We start from the raw sequence: 23,824 nt of genomic DNA, 5'->3' as shown, positions 1-23,824 counted from the left end.
TTTCTCAGCCCGGTTCGGGCTCCTTCCCGTTTGACCGGGAAGGACATCAGACTAGTCGAGACTGGTCTTAATGGTTTTCTTCGTGCGCCATCGACAGGTAGACGATGGTCAGCATCATGAAGATGAACGCCTGCAGGGTGATGATCAGGATGTGGAACACAGCCCACGCCCATTGCAGGACTACACCCAGGCCGCTGAGCCACAGCAGGCCGCTGCCGAACATCACAGCGATCAGGATGAACACCAGTTCGCCGGCATACATGTTGCCGAACAGACGCAGTGCCAGAGAAATCGGTTTGGCGATCAGGGTCACGAATTCCAGCAGGAAGTTCACCGGGATCAGCAGGGCTTGAACGAGGATGTTCTTGCTGCCGAATGGGTGCAGGGTCAGTTCGCCGATGAAGCCGCCGAAGCCCTTGACCTTGATGCTATAGAAAATGATCAGTGCGAAGACCGAGAACGCCATGCCCAGGGTCGCGTTCGGGTCGGTGGTCGACACGGCGCGGAATGGGATGTGTTGGTCACCGGAGATCAGGATGGCCAGTTGAGGAATCCAGTCGACCGGTACCAGGTCGACGGCGTTCATCAGGAACACCCAGACGAAGATGGTCAGCGCCAGCGGTGCGATCACCGGGCTACGGCCATGGAAGCTGTCTTTCACGCTGCCATCGACGAATTCGACCAGTACTTCAACGAAGTTCTGCAGTGCACCAGGCTGACCGGAAGTCGCCTTCTTTGCCGCCATGCGGAAAAGAAGAACGAAGATCAGACCCAATGCGACCGACCAGCCGAGGGTATCGACGTGGAAAGCCCAGAAGCCCATTTCTTTGGCCTCTGCTGCGGAGTGGGCAAAGCCCCAGCCGCCGTTGGGTAGCTGACCGAAGGTCAGGTTCTGCAAGTGGTGCTGGATATAGCCCGAAGCGGTTGTCTCTGCCATGGTTGCCTCAAACGCCCTAAGGTCTCGAAAGTCTTGTTCTCATTAGCAGGGGAGCGAACCAGCTAACCAGTTGGGTCAGCACGAAGACGCTGAATACAGCCAGCGGCGCCAGTGGCTTCACACCTGCGAACGTCAATGCAAACAGCACTGCCGTCAAAATCAGTTTCCCCGCCTCGCCGGCGTAAAAAGACCGGACGATAGCCTGGGCTGCTCGGGCGCCGGAAAACCGAAAGGCCCTGTGAGCAAAGTAAACATTGGGAAGCAAGGCTATCAGGCCTCCGCAAAGCCCTGAGTATCCGGCGACGACTCCTTTCCATTGCCAGAGCGCCAGCGTGGCGATCAGTACGACGGTGAATTGAGCCATCAAAACCGGGAAAACTGCCAGACGATGGAACGGCAAGCGGTTTGGCGTGCGGGTTTCCATCGCTTTTGCTCTCCAATAGTCGGCCGCCATCATTCAATAACTTGGCATAATTTGTGCCGACAAAATGCGCGCAGAGTATAGGGGCGGTTCTGCCCCTATTCAACTGCCAGGTAGTGATTTCCGACTGCCCGCTACAAGAGCAATTGTTTCAGCGAATGTGCGCAAGGACACCTTGCAGCTCATCGAGGGAGTTGTAGCCAATCACCAATTGCCCCTTGCCCTTCTTTCCGTGGCGGATCTGCACCGCAGAGCCCAGGCGCTCGGCCAGGCGCTGTTCAAGACGAGCGATATCAGGATCGGTTTTGGGTGCTTCGACAGGCGCCGGTTTGCCGCTCAACCACTGGCGAACCAGTGCTTCGGTTTGGCGCACCGTCAGCCCGCGTGCGACAACATGTCGCGCCCCTTCAACCTGTTGATTTTCCGGCAAACCGAGCAAAGCCCGGGCATGACCCATTTCCAGGTCGCCATGGGACAGCATGGTCTTGATGACTTCCGGCAACGCAATCAGGCGCAGCAGGTTGGCCACGGTCACTCGGGACTTGCCCACCGCCTCGGCAACTTGTTGCTGGGTCAGCTGGAATTCCTGCTGCAAGCGCTGCAGGGCCACGGCTTCCTCGATCGGGTTGAGGTCTTCACGCTGGATGTTCTCGATCAGCGCCATGGCAATGGCCGTTTCATCCGGCACATCGCGGACCATTGCCGGGATGGTTTCCTGGCCGGCCTGCTGGCTGGCGCGCCAGCGACGTTCGCCGGCAATGATCTCGAAGCGGCCATTGGCGATCGGTCGGACCACGATCGGCTGCATCACGCCCTGGCTCTTGATCGACTGGGCCAATTCTTCCAGCGCCTGCGGATCCATGTCCCGGCGCGGCTGATATTTGCCGCGCTGGATCAGATCCAGCGGCAAATGCTGCAACTCACGCTGATCGACCTGGACGGCCTGTTCTTCCAGCGAGCTGACAGTGGGCCCGCTGAGCAGTGCATCCAGTCCACGTCCGAGACCTCGTTTCTTGACGGCCATGGGGTTTCCTTAAGTTGGCTGGGCTGCAGCGGTGCGTGGATTGCGGCGCTGACGGCGAACCATCTCGCCCGCCAGGGCCAGGTAAGCCAGCGCACCACGGGATTGTTTGTCGTAGGCCAGGGCCGGCATGCCGTAGCTCGGCGCTTCGGCCAAACGGATGTTACGCGGGATGACCGTGTCGTAGAGCTGCGCGCCGAAGTGTTCCTTGAGCTGGGCCGAAACATCGTTCATCAGGCTCAGGCGCGGGTCGTACATGGTCCGCAGCAGGCCTTCGACCTTAAGGTCCGGGTTCAGCAGTTCGGCGATGCGCTTGATGTTATCCACAAGGTCGCTCAACCCTTCCAATGCAAAGTATTCGCACTGCATGGGGATAATGACCCCATCGGCCGCCACCAGGGCGTTGAGGGTCAGCATCGACAGCGACGGTGGGCAGTCGATCAGGATGTAATCGTAGTTTTCCCGGATCGGCGCCAAGGCGCTACGCAGACGGCTTTCCTTCATCTGCATTTCCAGCAGCACCACTTCGGCCGCCGTCAGGTCACGGTTAGCCGGCAGCAGTTGATAACCGCCGTGTTCGGAGAAGTGCATGGCCTGGCCCAGATCGCATTCGCCGATCAGGACGTCGTAGATGGAGTTTTCCAGACCATGCTTATCCACACCGCTACCCATGGTGGCGTTGCCCTGTGGATCGAGATCGATCAACAGCACCCGGCGCTTGGTCGCGACCAGGGATGCTGCGAGGTTGATACAGGTGGTGGTCTTGCCCACACCACCCTTCTGGTTCGCTATCGCGAATACCTTAGCCATTCTTGCTTGTGTTCCCAATCATGCCGTGCGGCGCAGTATCAGCAGATGGCGTTGGCCTTGGCAACCGGGTACGGCCAAGGCGTGTTCGCTATCGAGGTGGAAGTCTGCCGGCAATGCTACCAGCTCATCGGCCGGATGAACGCCCTTCATTGCCAGCCAGCGCGTATCGGCGTCGCCCAGGTGGCGAGTCCAGTTGCTGAAGTTCTCCATGCTGCTGAATGCCCGGGAGATGACTCCGCTAAACGGCTCGGCAGGTTGGAACGCTTCGACGCGGCTGTGGATAACTTGCAGGTTATCCAATTTGAGTTCGAGTTTGACCTGGGTCAGGAAGCGGGTTTTCTTGCCGTTACTGTCCAGGCAGGTCACTTGCGAGTCGGGAAACAGGATCGCCAGCGGGATTCCCGGCATACCGCCGCCACTGCCGACATCCAGCCAGCGACCGTTTTCGATGAAGGACATGACGCTGAGGCTGTCGAGCAAGTGGCGCGAGACCATTTCGTCCGGATCGCGCACGGCGGTCAGGTTGTAGGCCTTGTTCCATTTGATCAACAACGCCAGATAACCCAGCAATTGCGCGTGCTGGGCTTCGGTCAGGTTGACGCCGAGCTGACGGGCACCTGTGGATAACTCTTCAGCGTGTTGCGAGGTGACCATCGAACTCAAGCGCTTTGCTCCAACTGGCGGCCGGCGCCGCGTTTTTTCAAATGAATCATCAACAGCGAAATCGCCGCCGGCGTAACGCCGGGAATGCGCGAAGCCTGGCCCAGGGTTTCTGGACGAGTCACACCGAGCTTGCTCTGGATTTCTTTCGACAACCCGGAAATGCCGGTGTAATCGATATCCACAGGCAGCTTGGTGTCTTCACTCGCGCGCAGACGGGCGATTTCGTCCTGTTGGCGGTCGATGTAACCGGCGTATTTGGTCTTGATCTCGACCTGTTCGGCCACTTGTGGATCTTCCGCGCCCTGGCCAGTCACTTCCACCAGCCCGGCATAATCGATTTCCGGACGGCTCAAGAGGTTCAGCAGGTTGTATTCGTGAGTCAGCGGCGTGCCGAATTTCGCCGCAATGGCATCGCCCTGCTCGGTACCGGGACGAACCCAGGTGCTTTTCAGGCGCTGCTCTTCCAGTTCGATACTCTCGCGTTTCTTGCAGAACGCAGCCCAGCGCACGTCATCCACCAACCCCAGTTCGCGCCCTTTCTCGGTCAAGCGCAGGTCGGCGTTGTCTTCACGCAGGATCAGGCGGTATTCGGCGCGAGATGTGAACATCCGATACGGTTCCTGGGTACCCAGAGTAATCAGGTCATCCACCAGCACACCGATGTACGCCTCATCGCGACGCGGGCACCAGCTGTCTTTGCCTTGGGCACGCAGTGCGGCGTTGGCACCGGCCAATAGCCCTTGGGCACCGGCCTCTTCGTAACCGGTGGTGCCGTTGATTTGCCCGGCGAAGAACAGACCGCCGATAGCTTTGGTTTCCAGGCTGTACTTCAGGTCGCGCGGGTCGAAATAGTCGTATTCGATGGCGTAGCCGGGGCGAACGATGTGGGCGTTTTCCATGCCGCGAATCGACTGCACGATCTGCAGTTGCACGTCGAACGGCAGACTTGTGGATATCCCGTTCGGATACAACTCATGGGTGGTCAAACCTTCGGGTTCGATGAACACCTGATGGCTTTCCTTGTCGGCAAAGCGATGGATCTTGTCTTCAATCGACGGGCAATAGCGCGGGCCGACACCTTCGATTTCACCGGCAGCGGAATACATCGGCGAACGATCGAGGTTCGCCGCGATGATTTCGTGGGTGCGGGCGTTGGTGTGGGTGATCCAGCAACTGACTTGCCGAGGATGCTGTTCCTTGTTGCCCATGAACGACATCACCGGGATCGGCGTATCGCCAGGCTGCTCGGTCATCACCGAGAAATCCACGGACTTGCCGTCGATGCGAGGTGGCGTACCGGTTTTCAGGCGCCCGACACGCAATGGCAACTCACGCAGACGGTGAGCCAGCGCAATCGACGGCGGATCACCGGCGCGACCGCCGGAAAAATTCTGCAAACCGATGTGGATAAGTCCGCCGAGGAAGGTCCCGGTGGTCAACACCACGGAATCGGCGAAGAACCGCAGACCCATTTGCGTGACGACCCCACGTACTTGGTCCTGCTCGACGATCAGGTCATCGGCCGCTTGTTGAAATATCCACAGGTTCGGCTGGTTTTCCAGGATTTCACGGACAGCGGCCTTGTACAGGACTCGGTCGGCCTGGGCGCGAGTAGCGCGCACGGCTGGGCCTTTGCGGCTGTTCAATACGCGAAACTGAATACCACCTTTATCGGTGGCCATGGCCATCGCGCCCCCAAGGGCATCGATCTCCTTGACCAGGTGGCTTTTGCCGATCCCACCAATGGCAGGGTTGCAACTCATGGCACCGAGGGTTTCCACGTTATGCGTCAGCAACAGGGTTTTTGCCCCCATGCGTGCTGATGCAAGTGCTGCCTCGGTACCGGCATGACCGCCGCCGATGACGATCACTTCAAAACGGGAAGGGAAATCCACCACGCACCTCGTGCCTGCTTAATTCAGGTAATTCGGAAATAGGTCTTGAGTCTGGCCAGAGCGTTTTTCGAGCCAGGTCGGCAAGTATAGGGACTTCCCCTTTCCTAAAGAACCCTTTGCACAAAATTTAACCAGCTGTGGAAAACTCGAGGTTAAAGAAATTAAAAAGAAAGAAGTTTATAAAACCTTTGTTTTTATGTTTATTTTTACTGAGCCACTTATCTGTGGGTAAAGTTACGCAGGCCTTTGTTTTCAATGTGTACAGAGATTCAAAACCCTGTGGTCATGTGGCAATGAGGGGCTTGGATAACCGGTGTAAGCCTGTGGATGAATGGGGCTGTTATCCACAGAGGCGGTTATCTCCAGATTTGAAGGGGGTTTATCAACCGACCTCAGTGGCAGTTATTCACAGGGCTTAATCCACAGAAAACCGCCGCAATGGACCGCCGAAGCGTCCACAGGCAAGCCGCCATCAAGGGCAATCGTTTCAAAAACAGAAAAGGAGAAACCGGGTTTGCGTTGGACTCGAGAGGCTTCGAGGACAAACCCGGTGTGAAAGGCGGGGTTATTTACCGATGCAGAAGCTGGAAAAGATCCGCCCCAACAGGTCATCGGAGCTGAAGGCGCCGGTAATTTCCCCAAGGGAATGTTGGGCTTGGCGAAGGTCTTCGGCCAACAACTCACCCGCCCCCGCCAAGGTCAGCTGCGCGCGACCGTGTTCCAGGGCAGCGCTGGCATGGCGCAAGGCTTCAAGATGTCGCCGGCGGGCGCTGAAGCTGCTTTCCGAGGTCTGCTCATAGCCCATGCAAGCCTTGAGGTGTTCACGCAGCAGTTCCAGGCCTTCACCTGCTGACTTCGCGCTCAGGCTGATGGTCACATGGCCGTCGTTGCTGACCTCAAGAACAATCGCTTCCCCGCTCAGGTCGGCCTTGTTGCGGATCAAGGTGACTTTTGCCGGATCCGGGCGGACTTCGAGGAATTCAGGCCACAAGGCAAATGGATCATCCGCTTCCGGTGCAGTGGCATCCACCACCAGCAGGACCCGATCGGCTTCACCGATGGCCTTGAGCGCCCGTTCAACGCCGATTTTTTCCACCTGGTCCTCGGTGTCGCGCAAACCTGCGGTATCCACTACGTGCAGTGGCATGCCATCGATGTGGATATGTTCACGCAGGATGTCCCGGGTGGTGCCGGCGATCTCGGTGACGATCGCCGCTTCGCGACCGGCGAGGGCATTCAACAGACTGGATTTGCCAGCATTCGGCCGCCCAGCAATCACCACGGTCATCCCATCGCGCAACAAGGCGCCCTGGCCAGCTTCGCGCAGTACTGTGGATAACTCATCGCGCACTTTATCCAGCAGACTCAACACATGCCCATCGGCAAGAAAATCGATTTCCTCTTCCGGGAAATCAATCGCGGCCTCGACGTAGATCCGTAGGCCGATCAATTGTTCGGTGAGGTTATGCACACGCAGGGAAAACGCGCCCTGCAAGGAACGCAAAGCGTTGCGTGCCGCTTGTGCAGAACTGGCTTCGATCAAATCGGCGATCGCCTCGGCCTGGGCCAGGTCGAGTTTGTCGTTGAGGAATGCCCGTTCACTGAATTCACCCGGTCGGGCCAGGCGACAGCCCAGTTCCAGGCAACGCTTGAGCAGCATGTCCAGCACGATAGGACCACCGTGCCCTTGCAGCTCCAGTACGTCTTCGCCGGTGAACGAATTCGGCCCCGGGAAATACAATGCCAGCCCCTCGTCGAGGATCTGCTGGTCAGCACTGAAAAACGGGCCGTAATGAGCAAACCGCGGCTTGAGTTCGCGACCGCTGATAGCCTTGGCCGCAACACTGGCCAAGGGCCCCGAAATACGGACGATGCCGACACCGCCGCGACCTTGGGCGGTGGCAACGGCGGCGATGGTTTCACGCGGTGCGCTCATAAACCGGTATCCAGACAAAAGTGACAGATAGCAAAACGCCCCACTAGGGGGCGTTTTGTGTGGTTATCCACAGAGCAAGTTACGCCTCGGCTTTTTTCGTAGCCGCTTCGATCTTACGCGTGATGTACCACTGCTGAGTGATGGACAGCACGTTGTTCACAACCCAGTACAGCACAAGACCTGCCGGGAACCACAGGAAGAAGAAGGTGAAGATGATTGGCATCATTTTCATGACCTTCGCCTGCATCGGATCCGGAGGCGTTGGGTTCAGCTGCTGCTGGATGAACATGGTCGCGCCCATGATGATCGGCAGGATGAAGAACGGATCCTTGATCGACAGGTCGGTAATCCACAGCATGAACGGTGCCTGGCGCATCTCCACGCTTTCCAGCAGAACCCAGTACAGCGCCAGGAATACAGGCATCTGCACAAGAATCGGCAAGCATCCACCCAGCGGATTGATCTTCTCTTTCTTGTACAGCTCCATCATGGCCTGGGACATTTTCTGCCGGTCATCGCCATGTTGCTCTTTCAGGGCGGCCAGTTTCGGCGCCACTGCGCGCATGCGCGCCATGGACTTGTAGCTGGCGGCCGACAACGGGAAGAAAATCCCCTTGATCAGCATGGTCAGGAAAATGATCGACCAGCCCCAGTTACCCACGATGCTGTGGATATGTTGCAGCAGCCAGAAGATCGGCTGGGCAATGAACCACAGGAAACCGTAATCCACGGTCAGTTCCAGACCTGGGGACAACTCTTTCAAGACGGCCTGGCTTTTTGGACCGGCATACAGAATGGCGCTGGTCTCGACTTTTGCACCTGGCGCAGCGGTCAATGCCGGACCGGTGTAACCGACGATGTAGTTGCCTTTGCTGTCTTTACGCGTCTGAACGAGGTTGCTTTCGCCCTTCTGTGGGATCCAGGCGGTTACAAAATAGTGCTGCAGCCAAGCCACCCAGCCACCTTGGACGGTTTCCTTGACCTGGCCCTTGTCCATGTCCTTCATGGACACTTTCTTGTAAGGCTCCGAACTTGTCCACAGGGCTGCGCCCAGGTAAGTCGCAGTGCCGGTGGCCGTGCTCGAAGACGGATCGGAGCTGGCGTCACGCTTGAGTTGCGCGAACATCGCACCGGACCAAGGCTGTGCGCTCTGGTTGTCGATCAAGTAAGAGACGGTTACGTCATACAAGCCACGTTTCAAGGTGAAACGCTTGATGTAGTTGACGCCATCCTTGCTGAACTTCAGGTCCACGACCAGTTGGTCCTGACCGTCAGCCAGTTGATAAGTCTTCTTCTCGGCGGAGTAGATCGGCCGACCGGCCGGGTTCGAATCCGGGCCGTTGGTACCGATCAGGCCACTTTGGGCCAGATAGGTGCGCTCGTTACCGTTGTCGAACAACTGGAACGGGATTTCCGGATGATCCTGGCGACGTGGATACAGCGGCAGCTTCAGCTGGGCGACATCACCACCTTGTGGATCGATTGCCAGCTCGAGCACGTCCGTCTTGATCTGGATGAGATCTTTGCTTGCGGCCACGGGGGCTTCGGCGGGAGCGCTGGTATCGCTTGCCGCGCGCGGGATGTCGTCATTGCTGGCAGCGTTGTTGCCAACTGGGACATCCGGCAGGCTCGGTGCGGTATTGCTGGCTGCAACATTCTGAGTCGGCAGGGCAGCCTGGCCATAGTCCTGGTTCCATTTAAGGACCATGACGTAGGACACGATTGCCAGGGCGACGATCAGGATCGTGCGTTTGATATCCATGATTACTCGGCCATCGAAGAAGAACGGGAGGTAGGGATAGGCGGAACCGGGTCATAACCGCCGGGATTCCACGGATGACAGCGACCTAAACGACGAAAGGTCAGCCAGCCACCGCGCAGTAGGCCATGATTTTCTATGGCTTCGTACGCGTAGCAGGAACAACTGGGGTAGAAGCGACAGTGACTGGCCATCAAAGGACTAATGGCATAGCGGTAAAACTGGATCGGAACGAGTGCCAGTTTACGCATCGGGACTGTCTACCCCTACAGTTTCGGTGTTGACTGCTGGTGCTGGCTTGTTGCGTGCCAGACGCTTCCAGAGCTTGCCGAAATGCTGAATCAATTCGGGGTTTTCTACGTCACCCAAACCTTTGCGCGCGACGATAACAATGTCCCACCCAACCAGTGAATCCTGGTTCAGGCGAAACGATTCGCGCATCAGACGTTTGAGGCGATTGCGCTGAACAGAGAGCTTGACGCTCTTCTTCCCGATAACCAGCCCTAGTCGGGGGTGATCGAGATCGTTACTGCGCGCAAGGAGCAGGAGATTTTTCCCCGGAACCTTGCCGGTAGGGGAGTCAAAGACTGCCTTGAAATGCCGGGGTGTAAGCAGACGCTTTTCCCGACTGAAGTCCTGACTCACCTCCAGTGCCGGATTATCAAACGGCCAGACGCGCACGACCTTTGGCGCGGCGACGCGACAGGACGGCACGACCGTTCTTGGTAGCCATGCGAGCACGGAAACCGTGAGTACGAGCGCGTTTGATAGTGCTTGGTTGGAAAGTACGTTTCATGTCGTGTTACCTGGTTCGTCCACAACGGGCCGGAATGGCCCCCGTTTTAAGAGACCGGGGATTCTAGAGAAAGCAAGCCTCTAGGTCAATTTCCAACCAGCGTTTCCTTTAAATAGATATCCGGGTGCTTCGGCGGATTCATCCCATAGCGCTAGATATAGAAATAAAGAAGGGAATTATTTAAAGCTTTTCTGTAAAGCTTATAAAAGCAAGGCAACCACCTGTCTGTGGATAACCATGCGCAAGCCTTGTAATCCGCCATGTACAGAGAATGACAACTAGGCGGGAAAGCAGTGGTCAGCCTGTGCTGCGCTGTCGGATAAGCTGTGCGTGGAATGCGATGTTATCCACAGGCTGGTTATCCACCGACTTTTGCCCCCACTTGTGCAACGACCTCAGGCCCGGTTATCCACAGAGCTTATCCACTGACCGCCCGTCGTCTTTCTCGCGGTTAACGCATTGATAAATCATGGGCGATCAGCAAGCTGCATGTGGATAAGTGGGCGTCTGCTCGCTACAATGGCCGCTTGTTTTTGCCTCACCGGCTTTCAACTTAGGGGATGTCCGTGTCAGTGGAACTTTGGCAGCAGTGCGTAGAGCTTTTGCGCGATGAGTTGCCTGCCCAACAATTCAACACTTGGATCCGTCCTCTACAGGTCGAAGCCGAAGGCGACGAGTTGCGTGTCTATGCACCGAACCGTTTCGTTCTCGACTGGGTCAACGAAAAGTACCTGGGCCGGGTCATGGAACTGCTCGACGAGCATGGCAATGGCATGGCGCCTGCGTTGTCCTTATTAATAGGTAGCAAGCGCAGCTCGGCACCGCGTGCCGCTCCCAACGCGCCGCTGGCCGCCGCAGCGTCACAGGCCCAGCAGGCCGCCCCGGCACCGGTTAACAACCACGCTGCCCCGGCACCCGCACCTGCCCCGAGCAAACGCAATGCACAAAAGGTCGCCGAGGTCAGCGAAGAGCCCTCCCGGGACAGCTTCGACCCGATGGCCGGTGCCAGCTCCCAGCAGGCTCCGGTGCGTGCCGAACAGCGCACCGTCCAGGTCGAAGGCGCGCTTAAGCACACCAGCTATCTGAACCGGACCTTTACCTTCGAAAATTTCGTCGAAGGTAAATCCAACCAACTGGCTCGCGCGGCGGCCTGGCAGGTCGCGGACAACCCCAAGCACGGCTATAACCCGCTCTTCCTTTATGGCGGCGTAGGCTTGGGTAAGACCCACTTGATGCATGCGGTGGGCAACCATCTATTAAAGAAGAACCCGAATGCCAAGGTCGTGTACCTGCATTCCGAGCGTTTCGTGGCCGACATGGTCAAGGCGCTGCAGTTGAACGCGATCAACGAGTTCAAGCGTTTCTACCGTTCGGTGGACGCCCTGCTGATCGACGATATTCAGTTCTTCGCCCGCAAGGAACGTTCCCAGGAAGAGTTTTTCCACACCTTCAACGCGTTGCTTGAAGGCGGACAGCAGGTCATTCTCACCAGTGACCGCTACCCGAAAGAGATCGAAGGTCTGGAAGAACGCCTCAAGTCGCGTTTCGGCTGGGGCTTGACGGTGGCCGTCGAGCCGCCCGAGCTGGAAACCCGGGTCGCGATCCTGATGAAGAAAGCCGACCAGGCCAAGGTCGAGCTGCCTCACGACGCCGCGTTCTTCATCGCCCAGCGTATCCGCTCCAACGTGCGTGAGCTCGAAGGTGCCCTCAAGCGGGTGATCGCTCACTCGCACTTCATGGGCCGCGACATCACCATCGAGTTGATTCGCGAATCCTTGAAGGACCTGTTGGCGCTTCAGGATAAATTGGTTTCTGTGGATAACATTCAGCGAACGGTTGCGGAATACTACAAAATCAAGATTTCCGACCTGCTGTCCAAGCGCCGTTCGCGTTCGGTGGCACGTCCGCGTCAGGTGGCCATGGCCCTGTCCAAGGAGCTGACCAACCACAGCCTGCCGGAAATCGGCGATGTGTTTGGCGGACGCGACCACACCACCGTGCTGCACGCCTGCCGCAAGATCAACGAACTTAAGGAATCCGACGCGGACATCCGCGAGGACTACAAGAACCTGCTGCGTACACTGACCACTTGATGACCACCAGCGCAGCTTATTAAGGCAAGGGACTAGACCATGCATTTCACCATTCAACGCGAAGCCCTGTTGAAACCCCTGCAACTGGTCGCAGGCGTCGTCGAACGCCGCCAGACCTTGCCGGTACTTTCCAACGTGCTGCTGGTTGTCGAAGGCCAGCAATTGTCGCTGACCGGTACCGACCTGGAAGTCGAGCTGGTCGGTCGTGTGCAACTTGAAGAACCGGCGGATCCGGGTTCCATCACCGTGCCGGCGCGCAAGCTGATGGACATCTGCAAGAGCCTGCCCAACGACGCGCTGATCGACATCAAGGTCGATGAGCAGAAGCTCGTGGTCAAGGCCGGGCGCAGCCGCTTCACTTTGTCCACACTGCCAGCCAACGATTTCCCGACCGTGGAAGAAGGTCCGGGGTCGCTGACCTGCAGCCTGGACCAGAGCAAATTGCGTCGCCTGATCGAACGCACCAGTTTCGCCATGGCCCAGCAGGACGTGCGTTATTACCTCAACGGCATGCTCCTTGAAGTGTCTGCCGGTGTCATCCGCGCCGTCGCCACCGATGGGCATCGTCTGGCCATGTGTTCGATGCAGGCCGATATCGGTCAGCCGGATCGCCACCAGGTGATTGTTCCGCGCAAAGGTATCCTGGAGATGGCCCGCCTGCTGACCGAACCGGACGGCAACGTCAGCATCGTGCTGGGACAGCACCACATCCGCGCCACCACCGGCGAGTTCACCTTCACGTCGAAGCTGGTAGACGGCAAATTCCCTGACTACGAGCGCGTGCTGCCAAAAGGCGGCGACAAGCTGGTCCTGGGTGATCGCCAGGCATTGCGCGAAGCTTTCAGCCGTACCGCGATTCTCTCCAACGAGAAGTACCGTGGCATCCGCCTGCAACTGGCCAATGGTCAGTTGAAGATCCAGGCGAACAACCCGGAGCAGGAAGAAGCGGAAGAAGAAGTCGGCGTTGAGTACAACGGCGGCTCTCTGGAAATTGGCTTCAACGTCAGCTACCTGCTCGACGTGCTGGGCGTGATGACCACCGAACAAGTGCGTCTGATCCTGTCTGACTCCAACAGCAGTGCACTGGTGCAAGAGTCCGATAACGACGATTCGGCGTACGTTGTCATGCCGATGCGTCTGTAATTATGTGGCCTGTGTGGCTAATTCGCGCACTCAACTTCGGCGCCGGAACTTGCCAGACTGCGTTGCCATTCCTCGCCGTAGCGGGCTACGGCTCGTCATGGCGCCTTGGCTGGCAAGCCCTGGCACTCGAATTTGAGTACTCGAATTAACCGTACAGGCCACTAGATGTCCTTAAGTCGCGTCTCGGTCACCGCGGTGCGCAATCTGCATCCGGTGACCTTCTCCCCTTCCCCCCGCATCAATATCCTTTACGGCGCCAACGGCAGCGGCAAAACCAGCGTCCTGGAAGCCGTGCACCTGCTGGGGCTTGCCCGTTCGTTTCGCAGCACCCGCCTGTTACCGGTTATCCAGTACGATCAGCTGGCGTGCACGGTGTTTGGGCAGGTGGAGCTGGCAGAAGGCGGCCATAGTGCCCTGGGGATATCGCGGGACCGGCAAGGCGAGTTCCAGATCCGCATCGATGGGCAGAACGCCCGCAGCGCAGCGCAACTGGCCGAGATCCTGCCATTGCAGTTGATCAACCCGGACAGTTTCCGTCTGTTGGAGGGCGCACCGAAGATTCGCCGGCAATTTCTCGACTGGGGCGTGTTCCACGTGGAACCGCGTTTCATGACGACTTGGCAACGCCTGCAGAAGGCGCTGCGCCAGCGAAACTCTTGGCTGCGACATGGTACACTTGACGCCGTTTCGCAAGCGGTTTGGGACAGGGAACTGTGCCAGGCCAGCGCTGAAATCGATGAATACCGCCGCGCTTACATCAAAGCCCTGAAACCAGTCTTCGAGCAGACCTTGAGCGAGCTGGTTGAGCTTGAGGGCCTGACGCTCAGCTATTACCGAGGCTGGGACAAGGACCGGGAACTGAGCACCGTGTTGGCTGGCTCTCTGCAACGGGACCAGCAGATGGGCCATACCCAGGCCGGACCACAACGTGCTGACTTGCGTCTCAGATTGGGCGCACATAATGCCGCGGACATCTTGTCCCGGGGGCAGCAGAAGTTGGTGGTGTGTGCCTTGCGCATAGCCCAGGGGCATCTGGTCAGCCAGGCCCGCCGCGGTCAGTGTATTTATCTGGTGGATGACTTGCCGTCCGAGCTGGACGAAGCCCACCGCCGCGCGCTATGCCGCTTGCTGGAAGACTTACGCTGCCAGGTGTTCATCACCTGTGTAGACCACGAATTATTGAGGGAAGGCTGGCAGACGGAAACGCCAGTCGCTCTGTTCCACGTGGAACAGGGCCGTATCACCCAGACCCACGACCATCGGGAGTGAAGGCATTGAGCGAAGAAAATACGTACGACTCAACGAGCATTAAAGTGCTGAAAGGCCTGGATGCCGTACGCAAACGTCCCGGTATGTACATTGGTGACACCGACGATGGTAGCGGCCTGCACCACATGGTGTTCGAGGTGGTCGACAACTCCATCGACGAAGCCCTCGCCGGCCATTGCGACGACATCAGCATCATCATCCACCCGGATGAGTCCATCACCGTTCGCGACAACGGCCGTGGCATCCCGGTGGACGTGCATAAAGAGGAAGGCGTTTCCGCCGCCGAGGTCATCATGACCGTCCTCCATGCTGGCGGTAAGTTCGACGACAACTCCTACAAGGTCTCCGGCGGTCTGCACGGCGTGGGTGTTTCGGTGGTGAACGCGCTGTCCGAAGAACTGGTCCTGACCGTTCGCCGCAGCGGCAAGATATGGGAACAGACCTACATCCACGGTGTGCCCCAGGCCCCGATGGCGATCGTTGGCGATAGCGAGACCACCGGTACGCAGATCCACTTCAAGGCTTCGAGCGAAACCTTCAAGAACATCCACTTCAGCTGGGACATCCTGGCCAAGCGGATTCGTGAGCTGTCCTTCCTCAACTCCGGTGTTGGCATCGTCCTCAAGGACGAGCGCAGCGGCAAGGAAGAGCTGTTCAAATACGAAGGTGGCCTGCGTGCGTTCGTTGAGTACCTGAACACCAACAAGACCCCGGTCAACCAGGTGTTCCATTTCAACATCCAGCGAGAAGATGGCATCGGCGTGGAAATCGCCCTGCAGTGGAACGACAGCTTCAACGAGAACCTGTTGTGCTTCACCAACAACATTCCGCAGCGCGACGGCGGTACTCACCTGGTGGGCTTCCGTTCGGCGCTGACCCGCAACCTGAACAACTACATCGAACAGGAAGGCTTGGCGAAGAAGCATAAAGTCGCCACCACCGGTGACGATGCCCGTGAAGGCCTGACCGCGATCATCTCGGTGAAAGTGCCGGATCCGAAGTTCAGCTCCCAGACCAAGGACAAGCTGGTCTCTTCCGAAGTGAAGACCGCGGTCGAACAGGAGATGGGCAAGTACTTCTCCGACTTCTTGCTGGAGAACCCGAACGAAGCCAAGCTGGTGGTCGGCAAGATGATCGACGCCGCCCGTGCCCGTGAAGCTGCGCGCAAGGCCCGTGAGATGACTCGCCGCAAAGGTGCGCTGGACATCGCTGGCCTGCCGGGCAAACTGGCTGACTGCCAGGAAAAGGACCCAGCCCTGTCCGAGCTGTACCTGGTGGAAGGTGACTCTGCTGGCGGTTCCGCCAAGCAGGGCCGTAACCGTCGCACCCAGGCCATCCTGCCGCTCAAGGGTAAGATCCTGAACGTCGAGAAGGCGCGCTTCGACAAGATGATTTCCTCCCAGGAAGTCGGCACCTTGATTACGGCGTTGGGCTGCGGTATTGGCCGCGAAGAGTACAACATCGACAAGCTGCGCTATCACAACATCATCATCATGACCGATGCTGACGTCGACGGTTCGCACATCCGTACCCTGCTGTTGACGTTCTTCTTCCGTCAGTTGCCGGAACTGATCGAGCGCGGCTACATCTACATCGCCCAGCCGCCGCTGTACAAGGTCAAGAAAGGCAAGCAAGAGCAATACATCAAAGACGACGACGCCATGGAAGAGTACATGACGCAGTCGGCCCTGGAAGACGCGAGCCTGCACCTGAACGAAGACGCCCCAGGCATTTCCGGTGAAGCCCTTGAGCGCCTGGTCAACGACTTCCGCCTGGTCATGAAGACCCTCAAGCGTCTGTCGCGCCTGTACCCACAGGAACTGACCGAGCACTTCATCTACCTGCCGGCGGTCAGCCTGGAGCAATTGTCCGATCACGCGGCGATGCAGGATTGGCTGGCCCAGTACGAAGTACGCCTGCGCACGGTCGAGAAATCCGGCCTGGTCTACAAAGCCAGCCTGCGTGAAGACCGTGAGCGTAACGTCTGGTTGCCGGAGGTCGAGCTGATCTCCCACGGCCTGTCGAACTACGTCACCTTCAACCGCGACTTCTTCGGCAGCAACGACTACAAGACAGTCGTATCCCTGGGTGCGCAACTGAGCACGTTGCTGGACGAAGGTGCGTACATCCAACGCGGTGAGCGCAAGAAGTCCGTGACCGAGTTCAAGGAAGCCCTTGAATGGCTGATGGCCGAAAGCACCAAGCGCCACACCATCCAGCGATACAAAGGTCTGGGTGAGATGAACCCGGATCAGCTGTGGGAAACCACCATGGACCCAGGTTCGCGTCGGATGCTGAAAGTCACCATCGAAGACGCCATTGGCGCGGACCAGATCTTCAACACCCTGATGGGTGATGCGGTCGAGCCTCGTCGTGACTTCATCGAGAGCAATGCGTTGGCGGTATCCAACCTGGATTTCTGATCCCTTCAGCAGCACCGCTCCAAAAAAGCCAACGCTTATGCGTTGGCTTTTTTTTACGTTTTAAAAACGTGTACCGTTTTCAGGCTTGTGGACAAAAAGTGGGGGTAGCTCAGTAACACATTGGCACAAAGCCTTCATTCTCAATGGGTTATGAATGGTGTGGAAGCCCCGCATAACGGAGCCTTAGATTTTCTGGCGCAGAATTTGCGTGTTAAATAAACTACACATCGTTTCTTTAATTTGACAGGAAGCGGTGGGTACGAGGTGGCACGAATCAATCCAATACCAAGGATAGTCTCAATGAGCGGTACGCAAACTTCCAATCATCTGGAGCAAGGGCTCAAACCCCGGCATGTAACGATGCTATCCATCGCCGGCGTCATCGGCGCTGGCCTTTTCGTTGGCTCCGGCCACGCTATCGCCGCGGCCGGTCCGGCCGTGCTGCTGGCCTATGCCGCCGCGGGTGCCCTGGTGGTGCTGGTGATGCGGATGCTGGGTGAAATGGCGGTGGCATCGCCGGACACCGGTTCCTTCTCGACATATGCTGACCATGCGATCGGTCATTGGGCCGGTTTCACCATCGGCTGGCTCTACTGGTGGTTCTGGGTCCTGGTGATTCCGTTGGAGGCCAACGCCGCCGCGACGATCCTGCATGCCTGGTTTCCGAACGTGGCGATCTGGGCCTTCACCTTGGTCATCACCCTACTGCTGACGGTCACCAACCTGTTCAGCGTGAAGAACTACGGGGAATTCGAGTTCTGGTTCGCCTTGGTCAAGGTGGTGGCGATCATCGGCTTCATTGGTCTGGGTGTGATGGCGATATTCGGTTTGCTGCCCACCAGCCAGGTCAGCGGTGTTTCGCACCTGTTCGACACCCAGGGCTTTCTGCCCAACGGTATGGGCGCGGTGTTGGGGGCAATCCTGACCACCATGTTTTCGTTCATGGGCACCGAGATCGTGACCATCGCGGCGGCCGAATCGAAGAACCCTGGCCAGCAGATTGCCAAGGCGACCAACTCGGTCATCTGGCGGATTGGCTTGTTCTATCTCGTGTCCATCTTCATCGTCGTCGCCCTGGTGCCCTGGAACGATCCGCTCCTGGCCAGCGTCGGTTCCTACCAGACCGTACTGGAACGAATGGGCATCCCCAATGCCAAACTGATCGTCGATATCGTCGTCCTGGTGGCGGTCACCAGCTGTCTGAACTCGGCGCTGTATACGGCTTCGCGGATGATGTTCTCGTTGGGCAAGCGCGGTGATGCACCGGCCGTTTCCCAGCGCACCAACAAGAGCGGTACACCTCACTGGGCGGTGATGCTGTCGACCGGGGCTGCCTTCCTGGCGGTATTCGCCAACTACGTGGCGCCGGCTGCTGTGTTTGATTTCCTGTTGGCCAGCTCCGGCGCCATTGCGTTGCTGGTGTACCTGGTCATCGCGATTTCGCAGCTGCGCATGCGCAAACAACGCATGGCCCGTGGTGAAAAAGTTGCCTTCAGCATGTGGTTGTTCCCCGGCCTGACCTACGCGGTGATCGTCTTCATTGTGGGAGCCTTGACCATCATGCTGTTCCAGGAAGCTCACCGTGTGGAAATCCTCGCGACCGGTTTGCTCAGCCTACTGGTCGTCGCGTCCGGATTGCTGGTGCAGCGCCGTCGGATCGCCAAGGCAGGAAAAGAGCTACAGATGGCCAGGTGAGACGATCACCCAGGGTTCATCCCCAACGAAAAAGGCCAACGTTTATGCGTTGGCCTTTTTTGCTAACTCGCGACAGACGCTTCGCTCCCCGCTGCCACACTTTCCAACCGATACCCATACCCATAAATCGTCAACAATTGCCAACCCCGGTCTGCCGTCAGACCGAGCTTGTTGCGCAGGCGGTAGATGTGGGTGTCGAGCGGGCGGGACGAGGTCATTTCCTCGTGAGTCCAGAAGCGTTCGTAGAAATACTCCCGAGACAGCGGCCGGCCCAGATTGGCGAACAGGCAGCGGGCCAAGCGGTATTCCCGCTCGGTCAGGCTGATGGGAATGCCGGCGCGGGTGATGGTCAGCTCGGCGTCGTCGAACGCCAGGTCATTGAACACCAGCACGTCGCTGGCGGGGGCGCGTTGCAGGTTGTGACGGCGCAGCACGGCGGTGACCCGGGCCTTGAGCTCGTTGGGCCGGAAGGGTTTGCTCACATAGTCGTCAGCACCGGCGTTGAGGGCCTGAACGATGTCGTGCTCGCCGTCGCGGCTGGTCAGCATGATGGCGGCCGGTGGCGAATCCATATGCTCGCGGGTCCAGCGCAGCAGCGAAAGCCCGCTGATGTCCGGCAGTTGCCAGTCTAGGACCAACAGGTCGAAGGTTTCCCGGCGCAGTTGTCGCAACAAGTCCTCGCCTCGCTCAAAGCTGTGCAGGGTCCAGGCTTGCTCGCCCCTGCCAGGGATTTGTTGCAGGGTCTGTTCTACCCGGCGTAGCTCAGCCGGTTCATCGTCCAGTATGGCGACACGCATGGAATGCGATTCCTTGATCTCGAGAGTAACGGACATCTTCAGGTGGCAATGAAAGGCCGCCAGTGGCTGACTTGATGTCATTGACCTATCGCTGGCTGAGACAATACCGGCTCGCGGCACAGAGGGAAAGGTAGCAGCGCGCCACCCAACGAGTCCGTTATAGTCGTGGGCTTTGCAGGCCTGTGAAGAAATCCCCAGTCCTTGAGTTTGGCCAGGAGGCCTATGAGTATTCAGCGTCGGCGTGAAAGTCGTGAGCCAACCCAAGTCCAGCGGTTGTTTCGTCAGTTGGTGCGGGAATGGTTGTGGATAAGTCTGTTGCTGTTGCCGTTGACGGCCTTGTTGTCGTTGAGCAGCCAAACAACCGGCAACCGTTCGGGCGCCGCATTGTTGTCGATGGGCCTGGTGGGGTGTGTATTGGGCTTGCTGCTGTTGCGCCCGCGCTTGGCCTTATGGACGACGGTGGGCGGCATGAGCTTGGCCCTGTTGATCAGCGCCGTGGTGGGCGCGCGGGGTTGGTGGTGGTCGCCCATGGCGAGTGTGCTGGGCATCATGTTTGGCTACCTGATCTGGAATTGGCGGCGCCTGAGCGTGGTATTGGCCTATTTCGGCTGGGAGCTGGCCCGCCTGGACGCAGAGCCCAAGGTCTTCCCGGAACGTCGCCGCGCCTCCTACGCCGGCAGCGACCGCTTGCAGGGTCAGATCATGGCCCTGGAACAGGCCATGAGTCGCACCCGCGACACCCGGCGCTTCATTGCCGATGGCCTGGAATACCTGCCGGTGGCAACCATGATCAGCGATCCCCAAGGCATGCTGTTGCTCGGCAATCGCAAGGCGCGCGAGTTGTTCGGCCACGGTCTGGCGGGCGGCGACGTGCTGGAGCATCTCGGGCAATTGGGCTATCCAGGGTTGGAGCATGGGGTGCATCACCGGTTATCCACATTGCCCTTGGTGGAGTTTCGCGACATTCGCGAGCGCAGCTTGCGCCTGGAACGGGCGGCGTTATTGCCGGTTGATGGCGATGCGCCGATTGGCTGGTTGTTGAGCCTCACCGACCTGAGCGCCGAACGTGAGGCTGAAGAGCAGCGCAGCGTCATGCTGCGTTTCCTTTCCCATGACTTGCGCGCTCCGCACTCGGCGATCCTTGCCCTGCTCGATGTGCAGCGATACCAGGGAGGTGGGGATAATCCGCTGTTCGACCAGATCGAGCGCCAGGTACGTCGCGCCCTGGACCTGACCGAGGGCTTCGTGCAATTGGCCAAGGCCGAATCCGAGGCGTATCAATTCCAGCCGACGCTGTTCGCCATGTTGGTGCTGGACGTGCTCGACCAGGCGCTGCCCATCGCCCAGGCAAAGCGCATCCAGTTGGTTCATGAAATAGAAGATGAAGAGGCGATGGTGAGGGCGGATCAACCGTTGCTGACCCGTGCACTGTTCAATCTGCTGGAAAATGCCATCAAGTACAGCGCGCCCGACACCTGCATATCGCTGCAGGTTCATTGCACCTCGGGCGGGTTGATCTGCAATGTTGCTGACCAGGGCAAGGGCATCAGCGACGAAGAACTGCCGGACCTGTTCAGTCAGTACCGACGGTTTTCCTCGGCTCACGGGGTCGATGGAATTGGCTTGGGATTATCGATGGTCAAGGCCGTGGTGGATCGGCATGGTGGGCAAATCGAATGTCTGAGCGCATTAGGTGAAGGCACGACGTTCAGTTTGCGCTTTCCGTTGCTGGAAGATTAAAAGAAATCTGCCAGGCGGATTTGTTTCTGGCGCAGCCCAACCGCGACATGAGCGTCTCAGCACGCTGATTCGGATTACCTATACAGTTACGTGCCTTTCAGTCGGGCTTGCTTAACATGTTCATGCTCGAGGTTAGTGTCGGCCACGAATCTAGCGTCGTCCAATCGATGCCTTTTTCTAGTTCAAATCGGCAGACAGACCCGAGATGGGTGCCACGCGTATCGTACCCGGCAGTCACCGAGCGGGACGCAGCGTAGAATTTGAGATCGCGGAAAGCTTCCCAGCAGAGATGGAAAAGGGATCGGTGCTTATCTATGACGGAAAGGTTTACCACGGTGGCGGAGCCAATCGCTCCGACCGAGTCAGGTCGGCAATTAACCTGACTTATGCGCTCGGCTGGCTTCGGCAAGAGGAGAATCAGTTTTTGTCTTGCCCGCTGGAGATTGCTCGTACGCTGCCAGACGAATTGCTGCGTCTTATGGGCTATCAGTGCTGGGCTATGTCCATGGGTTCGAGGATCCGATGACGGTATTGGGGCGCAGCCAACCTGGAAAAATCGTGGGCGCGGAGGTTAATGCTGAGGGCTGAACAGACCGAGGGTCGTAGGTCGTTCCTGCGGGAAGAAAAATTCGATCAAGATCATTTATGAAGCGGGCACGGACCTACCGGCGCTTAACCAAAGTTGTTTTCTAAGCATTGCCTAGTCGCAGCTGGGTTGGAGCTCATCAACCAGACATGAGATTTTGTCTAGCGACAGAGCCGCGAGCAGGACGACGGAAATCCAGGCCACCATGGTAATCGGAAAACCTTAACCTACATTTTTCGGACTCTGCTTGCAGCCCAAAAAATATTGCAGCCTACGGCGGCTCCCACAAAAGCGTGGAGCTGCCGAAGGCTGCGATTTTTTGCCGCTATAAAAACTTATGCACCTAGGAACGGGTTTTATGTGTTTATGAAATATGTATTAAAAACATAGAGATAAAGCACAAAAGCAACGGATTTCGAAAAAACCGTACACAGGTTATCCACAAATCTCAAACAGCGAGCTGGTCGATGGTGGCCGGTGTCGGAGGCAGCGAACCCATCTCCCGTTGCGTTTGTTCATTCCAGGCTTGTACGCGGTCATTGAGCTCGGCGATGGCACGGGGGCCAGTGCCTTCAGCATACATCGGCGCGCCAATCACCACGGTGATGACGCCTGGTTTTCTGATCCAGCCCGCCTTGGGCCAGAATTTGCCGGCATTGTGTGCAATCGGCAGCACCGGCAGTTCGGCATTCACCGCCAATGCCGAACCGCTGCGGGAGAATTTGCCGACGGTTCCAAAAGGAACACGGGTGCCCTCGGGGAAGATCAGCACCCAAACGTTATCCTTGAGCAGTTCGTCGCCCTTCTTCGCGACCTGTTTGAGGGCCACCTTGGGATTGTCGCGATCGATGGCGATCGGGCGCAGCATGGCCATGGCCCAGCCAAAGAACGGCACGAACAGCAGTTCACGCTTGAGGACCTGGCTCAACGGTTCGAAATAGGCCGAGAGAAAGAATGTCTCCCAGGTGCTCTGGTGGTTGGACTGGATCACACAGGGCCGGTCAGGCACGTTCTCGGCGCCCTTCACTTCATAGCGGATGCCCAGGAACACCTTGCTCAACCACAGTGCACAACGGCACCAGTACACATTGATGAAGCGGTAGCGCGCCTTGAACGACAAGAAAGGCGCGATGAAAAAACTCAGGGAGCACCAGAGCAAGGAGCTGGTGCCCAACAGCAGGTAAAAGAGAAAGGCTCTGATGGCCTGCAATATCGACATAGCGGCATTTACCGTTGCGGGCTATGCCCGCCTGTTCAAGCGCTTCCCGAACAATCCTTGATCAGGTTGTCTTGGGCGCTCTAATTGTGGATAAGTTCAGCGGCAATCGCCGCCAAGTCGTCAAAAATCAAGGTGCCCACCGGTAGGGTCTTGCCCAGAGTCTTTTCGCCTTTCCCGGTCTTTACCAAAACTGGCTGACAATCGACGGCATTGGCCGCCTCCAGGTCACTGAGGCTGTCACCGACGAACCACACACCTGCCAAGGCCACATCGTAGTGAGCGGCAATGGTTTTCAACATCCCCGGCTTGGGCTTGCGGCAATCACAGCCGTCGTCCGGCCCGTGCGGGCAATAGACGATCAAGCCGACCTCCCCGCCCTGCTCCGCCACCAGGGCGCGCAAGCGCTCATGCATGGCGTCGAGGACGGCGAGGTCATAATAACCGCGGGCAATGCCCGACTGGTTGGTGGCAACGGCCACCGTCCAGCCGGCCTTGCTCAACTGCGCGATGGCTTCGATCGATCCGGGCAGCGGCAACCACTCCTCCACCGATTTGATGTAAGCGTCGGAGTCGTGATTGATCACCCCGTCCCGATCGAGAATCAGCAGTTTCAACAGCAGC

21 protein-coding genes are annotated in these 23,824 nt (G+C 58.1%); 7 read left to right on the top strand and 14 right to left on the bottom strand.

Going from position 1 to position 23,824, the window contains the following annotated elements:
* Positions 1-67: 67 nt before the first annotated feature.
* The 11 genes from atpB to rpmH form a co-directional block, all read right to left on the bottom strand.
* Positions 68-937 (bottom strand): F0F1 ATP synthase subunit A, encoded by an 870-nt coding sequence (gene atpB, locus AACY42_RS13115; RefSeq protein WP_339479828.1) that lies wholly within the window; start codon positions 935-937, stop codon positions 68-70.
* 16 nt (positions 938-953) lie between these two features.
* Positions 954-1,361 carry a F0F1 ATP synthase subunit I gene (locus AACY42_RS13110; protein WP_339479827.1) on the bottom strand — a complete coding sequence of 136 codons (408 nt, stop codon included), beginning with the start codon at positions 1,359-1,361 and terminating at the stop codon, positions 954-956.
* Positions 1,362-1,509: 148 nt separating this feature from the next.
* On the bottom strand, positions 1,510-2,382 hold the full coding sequence (locus AACY42_RS13105) for a ParB/RepB/Spo0J family partition protein (RefSeq protein WP_003207098.1): 873 nt from the start codon (positions 2,380-2,382) through the stop codon (positions 1,510-1,512).
* 9 nt (positions 2,383-2,391) lie between these two features.
* Complete coding sequence (locus AACY42_RS13100; protein WP_339479826.1) at positions 2,392-3,189, bottom strand: ParA family protein; 798 nt, start codon at positions 3,187-3,189, stop codon at positions 2,392-2,394.
* Positions 3,190-3,207: 18 nt separating this feature from the next.
* Positions 3,208-3,843, bottom strand: a complete 636-nt coding sequence (gene rsmG, locus AACY42_RS13095; RefSeq protein ID WP_339479944.1) for a 16S rRNA (guanine(527)-N(7))-methyltransferase RsmG — start codon at positions 3,841-3,843, stop codon at positions 3,208-3,210.
* A gap of 5 nt (positions 3,844-3,848) precedes the next feature.
* Positions 3,849-5,747 carry a tRNA uridine-5-carboxymethylaminomethyl(34) synthesis enzyme MnmG gene (gene mnmG, locus AACY42_RS13090; protein ID WP_339479825.1) on the bottom strand — a complete coding sequence of 633 codons (1,899 nt, stop codon included), beginning with the start codon at positions 5,745-5,747 and terminating at the stop codon, positions 3,849-3,851.
* 565 nt (positions 5,748-6,312) lie between these two features.
* Positions 6,313-7,683 carry a tRNA uridine-5-carboxymethylaminomethyl(34) synthesis GTPase MnmE gene (mnmE, locus tag AACY42_RS13085; RefSeq protein WP_339479824.1) on the bottom strand — a complete coding sequence of 457 codons (1,371 nt, stop codon included), beginning with the start codon at positions 7,681-7,683 and terminating at the stop codon, positions 6,313-6,315.
* A gap of 79 nt (positions 7,684-7,762) precedes the next feature.
* Positions 7,763-9,445: a membrane protein insertase YidC gene (yidC, locus tag AACY42_RS13080; RefSeq protein ID WP_339479823.1), complete on the bottom strand. Its 1,683-nt coding sequence runs from the start codon at positions 9,443-9,445 to the stop codon at positions 7,763-7,765.
* A 2-nt stretch (positions 9,446-9,447) separates the two neighbouring features.
* A complete protein-coding gene (yidD, locus tag AACY42_RS13075; protein WP_010465488.1) occupies positions 9,448-9,693 on the bottom strand; it encodes a membrane protein insertion efficiency factor YidD in 246 nt (81 codons plus the stop codon).
* Positions 9,686-10,087, bottom strand: coding sequence for a ribonuclease P protein component (gene rnpA / locus AACY42_RS13070; protein ID WP_197685723.1), 402 nt, complete (start codon positions 10,085-10,087; stop codon positions 9,686-9,688). Before rnpA ends, yidD begins: the two co-directional genes overlap by 8 nt.
* Before the next feature lie 16 nt (positions 10,088-10,103).
* The gene (gene rpmH, locus AACY42_RS13065; RefSeq protein WP_003213577.1) at positions 10,104-10,238 is read right to left on the bottom strand and encodes a 50S ribosomal protein L34; all 135 of its coding nucleotides are present in this window, start codon (positions 10,236-10,238) and stop codon (positions 10,104-10,106) included.
* A 566-nt stretch (positions 10,239-10,804) separates the two neighbouring features.
* Here rpmH and dnaA point away from each other — a divergent pair.
* The 5 genes from dnaA (at position 10,805) to gabP (ending at position 18,861) form a co-directional block, all read left to right on the top strand.
* Positions 10,805-12,331: a chromosomal replication initiator protein DnaA gene (gene dnaA / locus AACY42_RS13060; RefSeq protein ID WP_339479822.1), complete on the top strand. Its 1,527-nt coding sequence runs from the start codon at positions 10,805-10,807 to the stop codon at positions 12,329-12,331.
* Between the two features lie 39 nt (positions 12,332-12,370).
* On the top strand, positions 12,371-13,474 hold the full coding sequence (gene dnaN / locus AACY42_RS13055; protein WP_339479821.1) for a DNA polymerase III subunit beta: 1,104 nt from the start codon (positions 12,371-12,373) through the stop codon (positions 13,472-13,474).
* Positions 13,475-13,639: 165 nt separating this feature from the next.
* Complete coding sequence (gene recF, locus AACY42_RS13050) at positions 13,640-14,743, top strand: DNA replication/repair protein RecF (protein ID WP_003196148.1); 1,104 nt, start codon at positions 13,640-13,642, stop codon at positions 14,741-14,743.
* 5 nt (positions 14,744-14,748) lie between these two features.
* Positions 14,749-17,166, top strand: a complete 2,418-nt coding sequence (gene gyrB / locus AACY42_RS13045; RefSeq protein ID WP_339479820.1) for a DNA topoisomerase (ATP-hydrolyzing) subunit B — start codon at positions 14,749-14,751, stop codon at positions 17,164-17,166.
* 300 nt (positions 17,167-17,466) lie between these two features.
* Positions 17,467-18,861 (top strand): GABA permease, encoded by a 1,395-nt coding sequence (gabP, locus tag AACY42_RS13040; RefSeq protein ID WP_339479819.1) that lies wholly within the window; start codon positions 17,467-17,469, stop codon positions 18,859-18,861.
* Positions 18,862-18,923: 62 nt separating this feature from the next.
* Here the strand turns inward: gabP and AACY42_RS13035 are convergent, their stop codons facing one another.
* Positions 18,924-19,658 (bottom strand): response regulator transcription factor, encoded by a 735-nt coding sequence (locus AACY42_RS13035; protein ID WP_339479818.1) that lies wholly within the window; start codon positions 19,656-19,658, stop codon positions 18,924-18,926.
* A 222-nt stretch (positions 19,659-19,880) separates the two neighbouring features.
* Between AACY42_RS13035 and AACY42_RS13030 the strand changes: the two genes are divergently transcribed.
* Together AACY42_RS13030 and AACY42_RS28635 are read left to right on the top strand one after the other, a co-directional pair.
* Positions 19,881-21,398, top strand: a complete 1,518-nt coding sequence (locus tag AACY42_RS13030; RefSeq protein ID WP_339479817.1) for a sensor histidine kinase — start codon at positions 19,881-19,883, stop codon at positions 21,396-21,398.
* A 205-nt stretch (positions 21,399-21,603) separates the two neighbouring features.
* The gene (locus AACY42_RS28635; protein WP_445261539.1) at positions 21,604-21,924 is read left to right on the top strand and encodes a phytanoyl-CoA dioxygenase family protein; all 321 of its coding nucleotides are present in this window, start codon (positions 21,604-21,606) and stop codon (positions 21,922-21,924) included.
* Between the two features lie 508 nt (positions 21,925-22,432).
* Here the strand turns inward: AACY42_RS28635 and AACY42_RS13025 are convergent.
* The gene (locus tag AACY42_RS13025) at positions 22,433-23,203 is read right to left on the bottom strand and encodes a lysophospholipid acyltransferase family protein (protein ID WP_339479816.1); all 771 of its coding nucleotides are present in this window, start codon (positions 23,201-23,203) and stop codon (positions 22,433-22,435) included.
* A gap of 80 nt (positions 23,204-23,283) precedes the next feature.
* Positions 23,284-23,823, bottom strand: coding sequence for a D-glycero-beta-D-manno-heptose 1,7-bisphosphate 7-phosphatase (gene gmhB / locus AACY42_RS13020; RefSeq protein WP_339479942.1), 540 nt, complete (start codon positions 23,821-23,823; stop codon positions 23,284-23,286).
* Between the last annotated feature and the right edge of the window lies 1 nt (position 23,824).

Source organism: Pseudomonas sp. RL_5y_Pfl2_73, from assembly GCF_963970515.1.
In the GTDB taxonomy this organism is placed as follows: Bacteria; Pseudomonadota; Gammaproteobacteria; order Pseudomonadales; family Pseudomonadaceae; genus Aquipseudomonas.
This window is presented reverse-complemented; position numbering and strand designations above follow the sequence as displayed.